16 protein-coding genes are annotated in these 15,378 nt (G+C 33.4%); 12 read left to right on the top strand and 4 right to left on the bottom strand.

What is annotated here, in order from left to right; translation table 11 throughout:
- Positions 1–2 precede the first annotated feature (2 nt).
- On the bottom strand, positions 3–695 hold the full coding sequence (locus tag FKR84_RS05660) for an SIMPL domain-containing protein (protein WP_141421329.1): 693 nt from the start codon (positions 693–695) through the stop codon (positions 3–5).
- A 51-nt stretch (positions 696–746) separates the two neighbouring features.
- Positions 747–1,394, bottom strand: coding sequence for a rhomboid family intramembrane serine protease (locus FKR84_RS05655; protein ID WP_141421328.1), 648 nt, complete (start codon positions 1,392–1,394; stop codon positions 747–749).
- Positions 1,395–1,452: 58 nt separating this feature from the next.
- Between FKR84_RS05655 and FKR84_RS05650 the strand changes: the two genes are divergently transcribed.
- A complete protein-coding gene (locus FKR84_RS05650) occupies positions 1,453–2,328 on the top strand; it encodes a lysophospholipid acyltransferase family protein (protein WP_141421327.1) in 876 nt (291 codons plus the stop codon).
- Between the two features lie 57 nt (positions 2,329–2,385).
- Positions 2,386–3,270: a lysophospholipid acyltransferase family protein gene (locus FKR84_RS05645; RefSeq protein ID WP_141421326.1), complete on the top strand. Its 885-nt coding sequence runs from the start codon at positions 2,386–2,388 to the stop codon at positions 3,268–3,270.
- A 306-nt stretch (positions 3,271–3,576) separates the two neighbouring features.
- Here the strand turns inward: FKR84_RS05645 and FKR84_RS05640 are convergent, their stop codons facing one another.
- Complete coding sequence (locus FKR84_RS05640) at positions 3,577–4,014, bottom strand: Hsp20/alpha crystallin family protein (protein WP_141421325.1); 438 nt, start codon at positions 4,012–4,014, stop codon at positions 3,577–3,579.
- A gap of 198 nt (positions 4,015–4,212) precedes the next feature.
- Between FKR84_RS05640 and FKR84_RS05635 the strand changes: the two genes are divergently transcribed.
- The 5 genes from FKR84_RS05635 to FKR84_RS05615 are packed head-to-tail and all read left to right on the top strand — an operon-like array spanning position 4,213 to position 9,485.
- Positions 4,213–5,508: a DUF2254 domain-containing protein gene (locus FKR84_RS05635; RefSeq protein WP_141421324.1), complete on the top strand. Its 1,296-nt coding sequence runs from the start codon at positions 4,213–4,215 to the stop codon at positions 5,506–5,508.
- A 31-nt stretch (positions 5,509–5,539) separates the two neighbouring features.
- Positions 5,540–5,788, top strand: a complete 249-nt coding sequence (locus FKR84_RS05630; RefSeq protein ID WP_141421323.1) for a DUF1456 family protein — start codon at positions 5,540–5,542, stop codon at positions 5,786–5,788.
- A gap of 46 nt (positions 5,789–5,834) precedes the next feature.
- Positions 5,835–6,527 (top strand): phosphoadenylyl-sulfate reductase, encoded by a 693-nt coding sequence (locus FKR84_RS05625; protein ID WP_141421322.1) that lies wholly within the window; start codon positions 5,835–5,837, stop codon positions 6,525–6,527.
- 30 nt (positions 6,528–6,557) lie between these two features.
- Positions 6,558–7,016 (top strand): SsrA-binding protein SmpB, encoded by a 459-nt coding sequence (gene smpB, locus FKR84_RS05620; RefSeq protein WP_141421321.1) that lies wholly within the window; start codon positions 6,558–6,560, stop codon positions 7,014–7,016.
- Between the two features lie 6 nt (positions 7,017–7,022).
- Positions 7,023–9,485, top strand: coding sequence for a DUF5686 and carboxypeptidase regulatory-like domain-containing protein (locus tag FKR84_RS05615; protein WP_141421320.1), 2,463 nt, complete (start codon positions 7,023–7,025; stop codon positions 9,483–9,485).
- On the opposite strand, the gene FKR84_RS05610 is transcribed toward FKR84_RS05615, so the two are convergent.
- Entirely contained in the window at positions 9,482–10,123 is a 642-nt protein-coding gene (locus FKR84_RS05610) for a protein-L-isoaspartate(D-aspartate) O-methyltransferase (protein ID WP_141421319.1), read from the bottom strand. The two genes, FKR84_RS05615 and FKR84_RS05610, sit on opposite strands and share 4 nt — an antisense overlap.
- A 206-nt stretch (positions 10,124–10,329) precedes the next feature.
- Here FKR84_RS05610 and FKR84_RS05605 point away from each other — a divergent pair, with 206 nt between their 5' ends.
- From FKR84_RS05605 to FKR84_RS05585, 5 genes are all read left to right on the top strand, one after another.
- On the top strand, positions 10,330–12,360 hold the full coding sequence (locus FKR84_RS05605; protein ID WP_141421318.1) for a tetratricopeptide repeat-containing sensor histidine kinase: 2,031 nt from the start codon (positions 10,330–10,332) through the stop codon (positions 12,358–12,360).
- The gene (locus tag FKR84_RS05600; RefSeq protein ID WP_141421317.1) at positions 12,350–13,000 is read left to right on the top strand and encodes a response regulator; all 651 of its coding nucleotides are present in this window, start codon (positions 12,350–12,352) and stop codon (positions 12,998–13,000) included. The genes FKR84_RS05605 and FKR84_RS05600 overlap by 11 nt, the downstream gene beginning before the upstream one ends.
- 177 nt (positions 13,001–13,177) lie before the next feature.
- A complete protein-coding gene (locus tag FKR84_RS05595; protein ID WP_141421316.1) occupies positions 13,178–13,378 on the top strand; it encodes a hypothetical protein in 201 nt (66 codons plus the stop codon).
- Between the two features lie 116 nt (positions 13,379–13,494).
- Positions 13,495–14,460 carry a Gfo/Idh/MocA family protein gene (locus FKR84_RS05590; RefSeq protein WP_141421315.1) on the top strand — a complete coding sequence of 322 codons (966 nt, stop codon included), beginning with the start codon at positions 13,495–13,497 and terminating at the stop codon, positions 14,458–14,460.
- Between the two features lie 24 nt (positions 14,461–14,484).
- Complete coding sequence (locus tag FKR84_RS05585) at positions 14,485–15,372, top strand: 3-hydroxyacyl-CoA dehydrogenase family protein (protein ID WP_141421314.1); 888 nt, start codon at positions 14,485–14,487, stop codon at positions 15,370–15,372.
- Positions 15,373–15,378: the final 6 nt, after the last annotated feature.

Below are 15,378 nucleotides of genomic sequence, written 5' to 3'. Positions count from 1 at the left end.
TTTTAACGCAGAATAAAACTTACCGCTATTTCTACTTTTATTTCCATCTCGCCTACTGCCAACGTATTTCGTTGATTTCCGCTGCTGCTATTTGCTTCCATTTGCATAGCTTTATAAACCGGCGAACCGCCATTATAGTTATTCATTTCGCTTACGCGGAATGCTTTGCCTACTTCTTGTTGCAAGGCGTCAGCATAAGTTTCTGCTTTCTCCCTTGCATTTTGAATGGCTTTTTTACGGGCTTGGGTTTTATACAATTCTATTTTAGAAGATTCAAACGCGACACCGTTTATACGATTAATACCAGATTGCATTAAACCGCTTATAACAGTTTCGTACTTAGTAATATCTTCTAACTTTATAGAAATACTTTGCGAAGCATAAAAACGATCACTTTTTGAGCTGTGGTCGTAGCGTTTATTAAGATTAAGATATTCTGTTTTTATGTTTTTGGAAGCTATTTTTTCTGTTTTCAAAAAATTTAAAACAGCATCTATATCTTTATCGGTTTTATTTTTTACCTCTTTGGCGGTATCGCCTTCGTGCGATACTCCAACATTTATTAAAACCTGATCTGGCGTTACGTTTACAATGCCAATTCCGTTGACGCTAATTCCCGGTCGGTCTGTTTTATTTTGGGCAGAAACGCCTATACTTACTAAAAATAACGCGATTAAAATTCCTGCTTTTTTCATATTTTTTTGTTTTTAAGTTCTATTTAAACTTTCAATAAAAGTACCAAACTTTTAAATCTGCCCGGTTTTCTTTAATACAAAAAGTAGAATTATAGGAATTATAAGCAAGACAACCATCAATAAATGTTCGGTAAACAAAGACGGATTTAAAATAAGGGTAATAAAATAACCACCCATTGCACCACCAAAATGCGCATCGTGACCAATGTTGCCCAAGCGTTTTTTCATTCCATAAATAGAATAAAGCAAATAACCAATTCCAAAAAGATAAGCAGGAATAGGAATAAAGAAAAACAACCCCAGCATCATATCCGGATTAAGCAAAATAGCCGAATATAAAATTCCCATAACCGCACCACTGGCACCAACTGCCGTATAATGCGGTTCGTCTTTATGAAAGTAAAAAGAAAACAGGTTACCTAACACCAAACTACCAAAGTAAATTACAAAAAAACCAAGCGTACCCACATTGTATAAAACTACATTTGCAAAAAAATACAGCGTAAGCATATTTACAAATAGATGCGTAATATCTACATGTAAAAACCCAGAAGACAACATTCTTATTTGTTGTCCGCCTTTTATAGCCGCGATGTTAAATTTGTATTTTTCAAAAAAAAGTCGGTCGTTAAAACCTTTTAGAGAAAACAAGGCATTAACCGCAATAATTATAATAGTAACCAATTCTATGTTTGCCATAAAGTAGATTTGTAAACGCTCAAATATAGCATATCTTTGTCAAAAATTTTCTTCCCGAATGCAAAGATTAGGTTTCTTATTGCTTTATCCGGTAATATGGCTTATTTCTATATTACCGTTTAGGTTGCTTTACGCACTTTCAGACGTTATTTATGTTGTGGTGTATCATGTTTTGGGTTATAGAAAAACAGTAGTGCTAGAACATTTGCAAATGGCTTTTCCTCAAAAGAGCGAGAAAGAACTTTTACAAATAAGAAAAAAATTCTATAAACATTTCTGCGATATTTTTCTGGAAATGATAAAAACGCTCTCTATTTCTAATAAGGCCTTAAAAAAGCGGTTTGTGATAAAAAATCCGCAAGAAATAAAACGATTAGAAAGCTTAAACAAAAGTTATATTATAATGTTAGGGCATTATGCCAGTTACGAGTGGATAGTTGCTTTACCTTTTTACGGAATAACCTATAAAACTTATGGTGCCTACAAAAGAATTAAAAACAAGTATTTTGATCGTCTTATTAAAAAAATACGCGGAAGGTACAATGCCACTTTACTCAATGCCAAAACGGTAGCAAAAACCATGGTGCAAAATAACTTTAAAAATGAGTTAGGTAGTTACGGAATGATTGCCGACCAAGCACCAAAAGCGGGCAAGAGCAAGTACCAACGCTATTTTATGGGCAAAAAAGTACCGGTTTTTGTGGGAAGCGAAAGCCTTGCCAAACGCTTAGATTTGGCAGTTACTTACCTACACATAGAAAAAGTAAAACGCGGGTATTATGAAGCCTCTTTTATACCGCTGGCAGATAATCCCAAAGAATATCCTGATTATGCTATTACCGATAAGTTTTTTGAATATTTAGAAAAACAGATTAACAAGAAGCCGGAGTTTTATTTGTGGACACATAAGCGCTGGAAACACAGTTTAAATTAAAATCTACAATTTTAGTAAAATATGTATTAAAAGTTATATTTGCGTTTTAAGCTGTATATGAAAAAACTGTCTTTTTACCTTAGTTATCCCTTTTTATGGGTGGTTTCTAAATTACCATTTCCTTTATTTTATTTGGTTGCAGATTTCACCTACATCTTGCTTTACCGCATAAAAGGTTACCGTAAAAAAGTAGTTAAAAGCAATTTGCAGCGAGCATTGCCCAATAAAAATAAACAAGAACTAAAAAAAATAGAAAAAGCCTTTTATAGGCATTTATGCGATATGTTTTTAGAAATGATAAAAACCCTTTCTATTTCGCATAAACAATTAAAGAAACGTTTTGTTTACACCAATATGGATGTTTTTAAAGACTTAGAAAAAACACATCCGGGAATAATTGTAGTTTGTGGGCATTATGCCAGTTATGAGTGGGCAACAGCTATTAATTTTTATAAAACCCAAAACAAAAGTTATGCGGTTTATAAAAAAATAAGAAATCCCTACTTTGATAAGCTTATTAAGAAAATACGCGCCAATTTGGGAACTACTTTAATTAGCAGTAAAGAAGTAATTCCTACCATGGTTAGAAATAAGAAAAACAACCAAAAGGCAAATTACTATATGATTGCAGATCAATCGCCAAAAAAAAACCGGATAAAAGCTTGGATTTCTTTTATGAACCTAGAAACCCCGGTTTTTACAGGTCCGGAAATGATGGCGAAAAAACTCGATTTTGCCGTACTCTATCTAAAAGTAAAAAAGGTAAAAAGAGGGTTTTATGAGGCATCTTTTATTCCTTTAACAGAAAACCCCAAAGATTTTGAAGAACCAGCAATCACAGAAGCTTTTTTTAACCAGCTAGAAAAACAAATACGCCAGCAACCCGAGTATTATTTATGGACACATAAACGCTGGAAGCATACCAAACCGACGAACCTCTAGTTTAAAGAATTCTCAAAAATACACTACCAATAAAGTAACTAGAAGCTTTTAATTCTTATAATAAACCAGCTTAGTTCAGCTTTAATTAGCCAATGTTTTATTTAGAAAGTCGCTTACTATGCTATTTCTTCGTTTGTAGTTGTAAAATCAATAGTTCAATAAACAAATTATTGTAAATGATTAGTTTAGCTAATAGGAAAAGAGGTTGTCTTAAACCGCTGCAAATTCTGAAAAATTCAGTCTTTATACAGCTTTAGGACAACCTCTTTTCGTGTTAAGCCAATTAACTAATTCAACTAACTACTCTTATGAAATCTCAATCATTCGTTTGGCTTGCACTTTTGCCTCTTCTTTTTTAGGCAAATTAATTGTTAACACCCCATTTTCGTAATTGGCAGAAATCTCGTTATTTTCTACCGTATCGGGTAAGGTAAAGGCTCTTTTAAATTTACTAAAACTAAACTCTCTACGAGTTATTTTTCCTTTTTCCTCTTCTGTATTCTCGGTCTTTTCTTCCGCAGAAATAGTTAACACATTGTTGTCTAACTCAATATTAAAATCTCCTTTTGTTTTACCGGGCGCAGCAACATCTACTTTAAAAGCGTCTTCACTTTCGTGAATATTTACCGCCGGTACATTTATACCAAGATTTCCTAAATTAGAGTTTTCATCCATCCAATCATTATTAAACATATCGTCAAAAATGTTTGGTAACCAATTGTTTGTTCTTTTTACTAAGCTCATAATGTTTATATTTTTATGTTATTGTTTTCAAGTTCACTAACTCAATAGCAATTTAAATACCAATCCTAACTTTATGACTTTTTGTCGCTTTAGAGCTAAAACATACTGCCTTTTTGTCAAAAAATCTATATAAAATTTTTATGATAAAAGATTTCTATCATAAATAATCTTAGTAATTTGTCCGTTACAAACCAACCGATGAAAACACTTTACCATAAATTTCTCAGCTTTTTTCATAGCATAGAAGGTAATATTGCTTTTTACCCAGCTTTTCTAAGCTTTATGGGCTTTAATTTTGCTATGCTAATGCTCTTTCTTGAGAAAAAAGGCATCTCTACTATTATTATAGAACAAGTGCCGGAGTTAGTTATAAACAATGCAGACACAGCAAAAACCTTGCTTAGCTTTTTAACTGGCGGCATTATTTCTATTATGGTGTTTAGTTTTTCTATGGTAATGGTTTTGCTTAACCAAGCCGCCAGCAATTTCTCTCCTCGGGTTTTGCCGGGACTTATTTCTAAACGTAACCACCAATATGTTTTAGGGCTGTACTTAGCTACAATTCTTTATAACACTTTTACTTTAGTTGGCATTAACCCTAGAGAAGATGACAAGTATCAATTACCGGGTTTTTCTGTTCTTCTAGGTATAATCTTAACAGTGTTATGCTTTTTTGCTTTTTTATATTTTATACATTCTATCTCGCAATCTATTCAGGTGAACAACATTTTAGATAACATTTACACCAAGGCTAAAAGACGTTTGCAGGGCATAATAGACCGCGAAAATGAGGAAGCTCCGAGCTTTCCGGAAACAGAAAATTGGCAAAACTATTATAGTCAAGAAACCGGTTATTTGCAAACTTTTACCAGTGTTAACCTAAAGAACATTTGTCTAGAAAACGATTTAAAAATAAGAGTTTTACCTATACCAGGAATATTTGTTTTAAAGGGCATACCACTTATTAAAGTAAATAAGAAGATAGACGATGATATGGTCTCCAATATTTTATCGAATTTTAACTTCTCTAGAGGCGAATTTGTAGAAGATAATTATGCATTAGCCTTCAAACAAATAACCGAAATTGGTGTTAAAGCAATGTCTCCGGGCATCAACGATCCAGGAACGGCTATTAACACAATAGATTATTTAACCGAGTTATTTGCTATACGAATGCAAAAAAACGATGATACTATTTTATCAAGCGACCACCAATCTTTAATCTATATAAATACCGTAAATTTTAAAGAATTGCTTTACCAAGTAATGCTGAGTTATCGTAATTACTGCAAACACGACATGACCTGCGTGCAAAAACTATTTACTATGTTAAAATATTTACTGTTGCAGCAAACTCCCAACAAAATCTACCACAATAGTTTAGTAAACGAGGCAAAACTCTTAAAAGAAGACGCTATGGCTAGTATAAATAATTCTGGAGACAGAAAACGTATAGAAGAACTTTACAAAAGTCTACCGGATAAACGCGATTAAAATAGTATTTTTGTGAACACACAAAACAATTATGGGATTAACAAACAACGATATTTTCAAAAAATTACGAGTAGCGCATAAATTGCGTGATGACGATATTATTAAAATTTTTGAACTGGTAGATTTTAAAGTAAGCAAAGCCGAATTGGGTGCAATTTTCAGAAAAGAAGACCATCCTAAGTATATGGAATGTGGCGATCAATTTTTACGGAATTTCTTAGACGGGCTTATAATTCATTTGCGTGGTCCTATGCCGCCAAAAAAACCATCTAAAACCTAAAAAAATCCCAAAATTGTTTAACTTTAGATTTTAAAACAATCGCTTTATGCAAGAACTGGTTATTACCAAACGCCGCTTTTCTTCCAGTCAAATTGAACAGCTTAATAAACGTTACAAACCTTTAACACCTTGCCAACGTATACAAAACTTATACAAAGATTTTGAGGAAACCGAGATTATGTTAACTAGCAGTTTTGCGGCCACCTCAGCATTTTTATTAAAACTGTTTTCTGATATAAATCAAAACCAAGAAGTTATATTTATAGATACCGGTTATCATTTTAAAGACACCTTGGCCTATAAAAATCAATTAGAAAAACAGTATGGATTAAAAGTAAAATCTATTAGAGCGCCCAAAGAAGAGCACGATTTTACCACAAAAAATCAAACCTGGAAAACCAATCCAGATTTTTGTTGTTCCGTAAATAAAGTGCAACCTTTAGAAAAAGTAAAAAAATTGCACAATGTTTGGGTTTCCGGATTAATGAAGTGGCAAAGCGACCATAGAGCTAGTTTAGATATTTTTGAAGAGCGCGGCGATATTTTAAAATTTTATCCGCTGGTAGACGTTAGCAAAGAAGAACGTGATAATTATATTGCAAAACACAATTTACCTTTTCATCCTTTGGTGGCAGAAGGTTATAATTCTATTGGTTGCACGCATTGCACGGTGCCCGGAGAAGATCGTTCGGGACGTTGGAACAATAGTCCAAAAACAGAATGTGGCTTACATTTGTAGTAAATAATCTAGAAGCAGCAATTTATTTTTATGAATAAAAATAAAATCAATATAAAAAATAGAAAAGCGCGGTTTAATTATGAAATATTAGACAAATATACCGCGGGAATAAAACTTGCCGGCACAGAGATTAAATCTATCCGCCAAGGAAAAGCCGGTATTGCAGAGAGTTTTTGCGAGTTTCACAGAGGCGAGCTTTACGTAATAAATATGCACGTAGAAGAATATTCGCACGCTACGCATTTTAACCATAACCCAAAAACAGAACGTAAACTTTTACTCAACAAAAAAGAATTACGCAAATTAGAAAAGCAAGTAACCCAATCTGGTTTAACTATTATTCCTCTACGGTTGTTTATAAACGATCGCGGCCTTGCCAAACTTGTAATTGGATTGGCAAAAGGAAAAAAAGTACATGACAAACGCGAAACCATAAAAGATCGCGAGAGCAAACGCCGTTTAGACCGTATAAAAAAGGAATATAATTAGAAAAAGATGTGGTTTCGGTATAGCTTTATTTTTGTTTTTATACTTTATACCGCTTTTTCCAATGCGCAAATAAAAGGAAAAGTAACCAACACCAACGGCGAGCCTCTGCCGTATGTAAATATTTATATTAAAGAAAATTTTAAGGGCACTACCAGCAACCAGAATGGTTTTTATGAATTAGAACTTGAAGAAAACGGAGAAAAAATACTGGTTTTTCAGTATTTGGGTTACCAAACCAAAGAAAAAAAAGTACATTTTAAAAACACTCCCAAAACTTTAAATGTAGAACTAAAAGAAGCTTCTACCAGCTTAGAAGAAGTAGTAGTTTCTGCAGAAAAGAATCCGGCAAACCGCGTTATTAAAAACGCCATTGCCAACCGCAAAAAAAACTTGGCAAAAATAGACGCTTATAAAGCCAATTTCTATTCACGCGGATTATGGAAAATTGAAAATGCCCCAGAAAAAATCTTAGGCCAGGAAGTAGGCGATTTGGGCGGCAGTTTAGATTCTACTAGAAGCGGTATAGTTTATCTTTCTGAAACTACTTCTAAAATTAAATTTAAAGCACCCAATAATTTTCACGAAACCATTATCGCATCTAAAGTAAGCGGTAACGACAATGGTTTTAGCCTTAACAGCGCAAAAGACGCCAACTTTTCTTTTTACAAAAACGTTATTCCGGTAAATGCAGATTTGGTTTCGCCCATTGCAGATTATGCCTTTAATTACTACACCTATACCCTAGAAGGCGTTTTTTATGATGACAATAAGCACCTTATAAATAAAATAAAAGTAGTTCCCAAACGCGAAAACGATAAGGTTTTTTCCGGGCATATTTATATTGTAGAAGACTCTTGGGAGCTTTACGGAATAGAACTTAGCACCACCGGCAAAGCCACGCAAATTCCGCCGATAAACACCCTAACTTTTCGGCAAAATTTTACATTTTCTAAAAAATATAATTTCTGGGTAAAACTCTCGCAAACTGTAGATTTTACTTGGGATATTTTTGGTATTAGCGGCAGCGGAAGGTTCCTGGCGGTTTATAAAGATTATAATTTTAACCCAAATTTTGAACCGAACAGTTTCAGTAAAGAAATTTTAAACTTTACGGAAAATGCCAATAAAAAAGACTCTGTGTTTTGGAAAAATAAACGCCCAATTCCGCTTACGCAAGAAGAAAGCAACGATTATATCCGTAAAGACAGCATACAAGAAATCAGAAATTCTAAAACCTACAAAGATTCTGTAGACCGGAAGAGAAATAAGTTTAAATTTACCGATGTGCTTTTTGGTTACAGCTATCAAAACAGCTTTAAAAAGCAAGCATTTCGGGTAGAAGCGCCAATTAATACCATTCGGTTTAATACCGTGCAAGGTTGGAATGCAGATCTAAATGCAAGCTTTATAAATTGGGAAGAAAACCAACAAAGGTTTTGGGAAATTGGTGGCAGCGTAAATTACGGTTTAGCCGAAGAACGCTTACGCGGAACACTTGGCTTCCGCAGAAAATTTAATAATTTCAGTAAAGCAAAATTAAGTTTACGGGGTGGCGTAGAAACGCGACAAATAAATAACACAAAGCCAATTACAGCTTTTGTAAGTACTGCAGCCTCGTTATTATTTGATAAAAATTATTATAAAATTTACGAGCGTACTTTTGCTCAAGTGGCTTATGAAGAAGAAATTTTTAACGGTTTTCGTTTACACGGAAAAGTGACTTACCAAGAGAGAAAACCGTTGTTTAATAACCAAGATATTATAGAAGACGAAGCAGAATATACGGCCAACAATCCGTTAGCGCCAAACGAAGAAACTTTAGCTTCTTTTAAAAAGCACAATTTGGTAGAATTAAATTTGCGGGCAGAGATAAATTTTGGGCAAGAATATTATACCTATCCGGACGGGAAATACAACGCCCTAAACAAAGATTATCCAAAACTTTTACTACAGTATAAAAAAGGTTTTGCAGCAAGTGAAGAAAACTATAACTACAATTTTTTTAGCGCTTCTTTACAACAAGAAATAAGCTTACAAAATAAAGGAAACCTACGTTATTACTTAAATGCCGGTACTTTTGCAAACGCCAAAAAAAGTGCTTTTTTAGATTATAAGCATTTTAAAGGTAACCAAACCCATTTAAAATTATCTGAACAGGTAAACCAATTTAATTTGATGCCGTATTATAAATATAGCACCAACGAAAATTATGCCCAATTGCACGCCGAACATAATTTTAGGGGTTATATTTTAAACAAGATACCACTGATAAATAAGCTAAATTTTAATTTATTCTTGTCCAATCATTCTTTATGGCTTCAAAACGATAAACCATATTCCGAATATTCGGTTGGTTTGAGCAATATTGGAATAGGAAAATTTAGGATTCTAAGATTTGAGTATGCTTTGTCTTACCAAGACGGCTGGCAAGACAATGGGTTTATGCTTGGTGCATTTTTAAGCTTTTAATTTTTATCTTTTAACAACGGCACAAATCTAAAAGCACCAAATTTTTTCTTTTCGAACTCTTTTTCAGATTTACGTATAAATAAGGTCATGGTTTGGTTTTCTTTTCCTACAGGAATAACCATTCTGCCGCCCACTTTTAATTGCGCCATTAAAGCTTTTGGCACGTATGGCGCGCCGGCGGTAACCACAATTTTATCGAACGGCGCATAGGCCGGCATGCCTTTATAACCATCTCCAAAAGTGCCGTGTTTAATTCTGTAACCCAAATCGTCTAAAAAGCGTTTGGTTTTTTTGTACAATTCTTGTTGGCGCTCTATGGTATAAACTTTGGCGCCAAGCTCACATAAAACCGCAGCTTGGTAACCACTTCCGGTACCAACTTCCAGTATTTTTTCTCCTTTTTTTACTTGAAGTAATTCGGTTTGGAAAGCTACGGTAAACGGTTGCGAAATAGTTTGGTCTGCCGCAATAGGAAAAGCTTTATCTTGGTAGGCGTGATCTTCAAAACTACTATCCATAAACAAATGTCTTGGTATAGCGCCAATTGCATTTAAAACCGCTTCGTCTTGTATGCCTTTTTCTTTTATAGTCTCTACCAATAGCTGGCGTTTGCCTTGCTGTCTAAATGTATCTTTCACAACCTATAGCTTTTAAAATTCAAAAATACGTAAAGCTTTTCATCCTTCCTAAAGCTAAATAAAAACAATCTTTTTATCGAACAAAATTTACTTTAAACAGATTTACAGCCTTTTGACGCTCAGATATTTATAAGTTAATTTAGGGCGTATTTTAAGATAATTTTTTAACTTAGCATTCTTTAAGCGCTATAATCTAATTTTTATCGATGCTAAAAAACAAATTTTTTTTATCTTTTAGTTTATTACTCTTCTCCTTTGGTTGGAGTGTAGCCCAATCTAACATAGAAAAAGATATACGTTTTTTTAAAGAGAAACTGCAAAAAACCACTGCCGCTCCAGAACGTTTTAAGCTACTAGACACGCTCGCTATACTTACGGAGAATAATAACTTCGACGCTTCTTACGAAAATATTGCTACCAAATGTGTAGAATTGGGTTTGGAATTAAAAAAGTATACGCGCACGGCCTATCAAACAGTTTCCATAGTTTATTATTATAACAATATTACAGGAGAACCGGAAAAAGGAATTCCGTATGCCAATGCTATTTTAGAGTTTCAAGACGCGATAAATTGGCCATACCAAGAGGCCATGCTTTATTTATATCGTGGCGATGCATATTTTTTTTCTAACCAAAATAACAAAGCCATTACAGATTATAACCAGGCAGAGAGATATTTTGAAAAGCTTGGTAAAAAAAGAATGGCAACCTTAACCAACCAATATAGAGCTGCAGCCTATAGTAAGAAAGGAGAATTGGTAAAAGCGGTTAAAGATTTACAAAAGTCTATAAAGTTTTTTAAAACCAGTAAAGACACCTTTAATTACGTAGCGGCAAAACACGAACTTTCGTTGCTTTTTAGCAAATATGATTTTTTCGCTAAAGCGGAAGACCAACGCCAAAAAATTTTAAGGTTAGACTATAGCACCAATGCCCAATTGGCTTCTATTTTTTTAAACAAATCTATAGATTTATATAAACAAAACAATTTTAAAGGTTTTGAAGAAAACCTGGAAAAAGCATTGATGTATGCCAAAGAATCGAATCGGGTAGAGTTTACCGTACCAGTGATTTATTTGGTTTTCGCTTCTAAATATTATGAAAACCAATACCCAAAAAAAGCTAAAAAATACTTAGACCTTTTTTATAAAAATTACGACCCCAAGAACAAGTTTACCCGCGGGTATTTGCAAGAGACATTAATAAACAAATCTATTGTAGAAAAGCGTTACAACTATGCAATTAATTTATTGTATAAAAGACTAGAAGAAGCAAAACAAGCAAGTGATTATGAAACTATCGTAAACGCACAAAAAAAACTGGGTAAATTATACAAAGATATAAACCAACCTATTGCAGCTTTTACCCACTTTGAGCGTTATTCAATTTTAAAAGACTCTATAGAAAGCGATAAAAAATTAAAAAGTCTGGCCTATTACCAAAGTGTATTTGAATCGAAGGAAAAAGACCAAATTATAAAGACAAAAAATGCGCAAATTCAGATTTTAGATTTAAAAAACCTGAATCAACGTAAATTAAATTGGTTAATAGGCTTACTTGGTATTTTAGGAATTAGCTTAATCTATTTCTTTTTTAAACGTCAAAAAATTAAAAAAGAAAAGACCATACACGAATTATTTGCTCAAGCATTGTTAGAAGAACGCGAAAAAGAACGCCTTGCCATTGCAGGAAATTTGCATGATAGTTTAGGACAAGAACTTATTTTAATAAAAAAACGCACAGAAAATCTAAACGATGATTTTTTAACCAAAGCAATTTCCGGTAGCATACATTCGCTTAGAGAAATTACTCGCAATATCTATCCGCCGAGCTTGAAACGTTTTGGTTTGGTAGACGCTATAGAAGATCTAGTAGGAAAAACAGAAGAGTCTACTGCGCTTACCATTGACTTACAGATGAATTTAAAAACAAATTTAAACGAGAAACAAAGTCTAAATATTTACAGATTTTTACAAGAATGTTTGCACAATACGATAAAGCATGCACAAGCAAGTGCCGTAAAAATTAAAATAAAACAAAAGAACAAAAAGATTAAAATAATTTACAATGACAACGGAAATGGTTTTGACGTTGCAGAAAAATTAAAAAGCTCTAAAAGTTTTGGCTTAAAAACATTACGTCAACGCGCAAAAATTTTAAAAGCTGCTTTTAACATTAAAAGCAGTCAAAATGGAACAATAATCGCGCTCAAATTCAGTAAGAATAATGAAGGATAAAAAGATTTTAATTGCCGACGACCACCCAATGCTACTAAGAGGTTTACTAATGGAATTTGACGAGTGCGGTTATACTTCTATTATAACAGCCAGCAACGGTTTAGATGCTTTCCAAAAAATAATTAAGCATAAACCGGAGCTTTGTTTCTTAGATGTAGAAATGCCTTATTTAGATGGTTTCGAGGTAATAAAAAAGGCTAAATCTGAATTAAATAATACCAAATATGCAATTTTAACCTACCACAAAGAAAAAAGTTTTTATATTAAAGCCAAGCTATTAGAGATTAACGGTTACCTGCTTAAAGACGACCCTTTTGCTGAAATAGAAAAAGCTATAAAAAGTATGCTAGAAGATAAATTTTTTCTTTCTAGCACTCTAAATACAAGCTTTATAGAAGACGCTAAAAAACAGTATAATTATTTAAAATTCTTAAGCCAAAGCGAACAAAATATCTTACTTCTTTTGGCACAAGAACTCAATTCAAAACAAATTGCTAAGAAACTTCAAATTTCGGTACGTACGGTACAGAAACACCGTTCTAATATAATTGCCAAATTAGAATTAGATTTAGAGAGCGATAACCTTATGCTATGGGCAAAACGCCACCAATATATGCTGCATTTATATTATGAAGTATAAGTGTAGTTTCGTATAAAAACACCCCTAAAAATACCTTATAAAGACACTGTATATCAAATAACTGCATTACGCATCCTACGTAATTTTTACAGCTCATCTGTATTCCATTAAGCTAAAAAAGTGTGTATCTTGCCAAAAGAAATAGACTAACTATCTCCCAAGTTTAAAGCAATTATTATGAAAAAAATTTTTAGTTTCCTTTTGGTACTAGCTTTGTTGGGATTATTGCTTTTCAATTATTTTCTACAAAGAGATCTACAACAAGCAGATTTGGTTGGGCAAAATTTATTTACCTATCCCACCGTAATTCTAGGATTGTTTATCGCCATTGGCGTTTTGGTTGGTATTTACGTTAGCATTAGAAACCTGCAAGAATAAGCACGCCTATTTTTATAGCAAACATCTGTTAAGGTTTGTAATCTAACAGACTATTATGCTCAAATTTTTATAGCGTTTTTAAAAGAAATAGTATTTTTGTGGTAAACGAACAAAATATGCTAAAAGTAGGAGTTTTAGGCGCAGGTCATTTAGGAAAAATTCATTTAAAATTATTAAAGCAATCTCCCAAGTACAACTTGATAGGTTTTTACGATCCAGATGATCAAAATGCTAATATTGTAAATAAAGAATTTGGCTATAAACGCTTTGCGGAATTAGATGAGTTAATAAACCAAGTAGATGTTATAGACATTGTTACTCCTACCCTATCGCACTTTAAAACTGCTAAAAAAACCATTCTGGCAGGTAAACATGTTTTTATAGAAAAACCAATTACCAATACGGTAGAAGAAGCCGTAGAACTAACCCAATTGGCAAAAGAAAAAAATATTAAAGGTCAAGTTGGGCACGTAGAGCGTTTTAATCCGGCTTTTCAAGCGGTAACCAAAAAAATAGACCAACCTATGTTTATAGAAGCGCATAGATTGGCAGAGTTCAATCCGCGTGGTACAGATGTTCCCGTAGTTTTAGACTTAATGATACATGATATTGATGCCGTTTTGAGCGTGGTAAAATCTAAGGTGAAAAAAGTAAATGCCAGCGGGGTTTCGGTAATTAGTGCAACTCCAGATATTGCAAACGCTCGTATAGAATTTGAAAATGGCTGTGTTGCTAACCTTACTGCTAGTAGAATTTCCTTAAAGCAAATGCGTAAAGCTAGATTTTTTCAAAGAGACGCTTATATTTCTGTAGATTTCTTAGAGAAAAACTGTGAAGTAGTAAAAATGAAAGATGCACCAGAAAATCCCGGTGATTTTGATATGATATTGCAAAATGCAGAAGGTATAAAAAAACAAATATATTTTGATAATCCAGATGTAAATGCTAACAACGCTATTTTAGAAGAATTAGAAACATTTGCAGATGCTATTAATCACGATACTACGCCAATAGTTACACTTGAGCAAGCAACAGAGGCGCTTAGGGTAGCTAAATTGGTAATAAAAAGTTTTGACGAATAATTTATAAATTTTAAATTGATAAATATGAAAAATATTGCTGTAATTGGCGCCGGAACAATGGGGAATGGTATTGCACATACCTTCGCCCAATTTGGTTACAAGGTTAATTTAATAGACGTTTCACAAGAAAACCTCGATAAAGGAATTGCTACCATTACCAAAAATTTGGATAGAATGGTAAAAAAAGAAAAGATTTCTGAAGAAGATAAAAGCAAAACCTTAGACAGCATTTCCACCTATACTACAATAGAAGAAGGCGTGAAAACCGTAGATTTGGTAGTAGAAGCCGCTACAGAAAACGAAGATTTAAAGCTTAAAATTTTTAAACAGTTAGATGAAGCTTGTTCAGAAGACACCATCTTGGCTTCTAACACAAGCTCTATTTCCATTACCAAAATTGCTTCGGTAACCAAAAGACCAGAAAAAGTTATAGGTATGCATTTTATGAATCCGGTGCCTATTATGAAATTGGTAGAAATTATACGTGGCTACACCACATCAGACGAGATTACCAATAAGATAATGGAACTTTCTAAAAAACTCAAAAAAACTCCAACAGAGGTAAACGATTATCCAGGCTTTGTAGCCAACCGTATTTTAATGCCAATGATTAACGAAGCTATAGAAACGCTTTATAATGGGGTTGCAGGTGTAGAAGAAATAGATACAGTAATGAAATTAGGAATGGCGCACCCAATGGGACCATTACAACTGGCAGATTTTATTGGTTTAGACGTTTGTCATTCTATTTTGGAAGTAATGTACAACGGCTTTAAAAATCCAAAATATGCGCCCTGCCCATTATTGGTAAATATGGTGCAAGCAGGAAAGTTAGGCGTAAAATCTGGCGAAGGTTTTTACGATTATAGCGAAAGTAGAAAAGCAGAAAAAGTATCTGCACAATTTCAATAATAATTA

The sequence above is a fragment of the Haloflavibacter putidus genome, assembly GCF_006546625.1.
Taxonomy (GTDB): Bacteria; Bacteroidota; Bacteroidia; order Flavobacteriales; family Flavobacteriaceae; genus Mesonia; species Mesonia putida.
The sequence above is the reverse complement of the archived record's forward strand: the minus strand, read 5'-3'. Positions and strand labels throughout refer to the sequence as shown.

Excerpts from the sequence above, each read along its gene's own strand:
- FKR84_RS05660 (WP_141421329.1), bottom strand. The coding sequence starts at position 695 with ATGAAAAAAGCAGGAATTTTAATCGCGTTATTTTTAGTAAGTATAGGC.
- FKR84_RS05655 (WP_141421328.1), bottom strand. The coding sequence starts at position 1,394 with ATGGCAAACATAGAATTGGTTACTATTATAATTATTGCGGTTAATGCC.
- FKR84_RS05650 (WP_141421327.1), top strand. The coding sequence starts at position 1,453 with ATGCAAAGATTAGGTTTCTTATTGCTTTATCCGGTAATATGGCTTATT.
- FKR84_RS05645 (WP_141421326.1), top strand. The coding sequence starts at position 2,386 with ATGAAAAAACTGTCTTTTTACCTTAGTTATCCCTTTTTATGGGTGGTT.
- FKR84_RS05640 (WP_141421325.1), bottom strand. The coding sequence starts at position 4,014 with ATGAGCTTAGTAAAAAGAACAAACAATTGGTTACCAAACATTTTTGAC.
- FKR84_RS05635 (WP_141421324.1), top strand. The coding sequence starts at position 4,213 with ATGAAAACACTTTACCATAAATTTCTCAGCTTTTTTCATAGCATAGAA.
- FKR84_RS05630 (WP_141421323.1), top strand. The coding sequence starts at position 5,540 with ATGGGATTAACAAACAACGATATTTTCAAAAAATTACGAGTAGCGCAT.
- FKR84_RS05625 (WP_141421322.1), top strand. The coding sequence starts at position 5,835 with ATGCAAGAACTGGTTATTACCAAACGCCGCTTTTCTTCCAGTCAAATT.
- smpB (WP_141421321.1), top strand. The coding sequence starts at position 6,558 with ATGAATAAAAATAAAATCAATATAAAAAATAGAAAAGCGCGGTTTAAT.
- FKR84_RS05615 (WP_141421320.1), top strand. The coding sequence starts at position 7,023 with ATGTGGTTTCGGTATAGCTTTATTTTTGTTTTTATACTTTATACCGCT.
- FKR84_RS05605 (WP_141421318.1), top strand. The coding sequence starts at position 10,330 with ATGCTAAAAAACAAATTTTTTTTATCTTTTAGTTTATTACTCTTCTCC.
- FKR84_RS05600 (WP_141421317.1), top strand. The coding sequence starts at position 12,350 with ATGAAGGATAAAAAGATTTTAATTGCCGACGACCACCCAATGCTACTA.
- FKR84_RS05595 (WP_141421316.1), top strand. The coding sequence starts at position 13,178 with ATGAAAAAAATTTTTAGTTTCCTTTTGGTACTAGCTTTGTTGGGATTA.
- FKR84_RS05590 (WP_141421315.1), top strand. The coding sequence starts at position 13,495 with ATGCTAAAAGTAGGAGTTTTAGGCGCAGGTCATTTAGGAAAAATTCAT.
- FKR84_RS05585 (WP_141421314.1), top strand. The coding sequence starts at position 14,485 with ATGAAAAATATTGCTGTAATTGGCGCCGGAACAATGGGGAATGGTATT.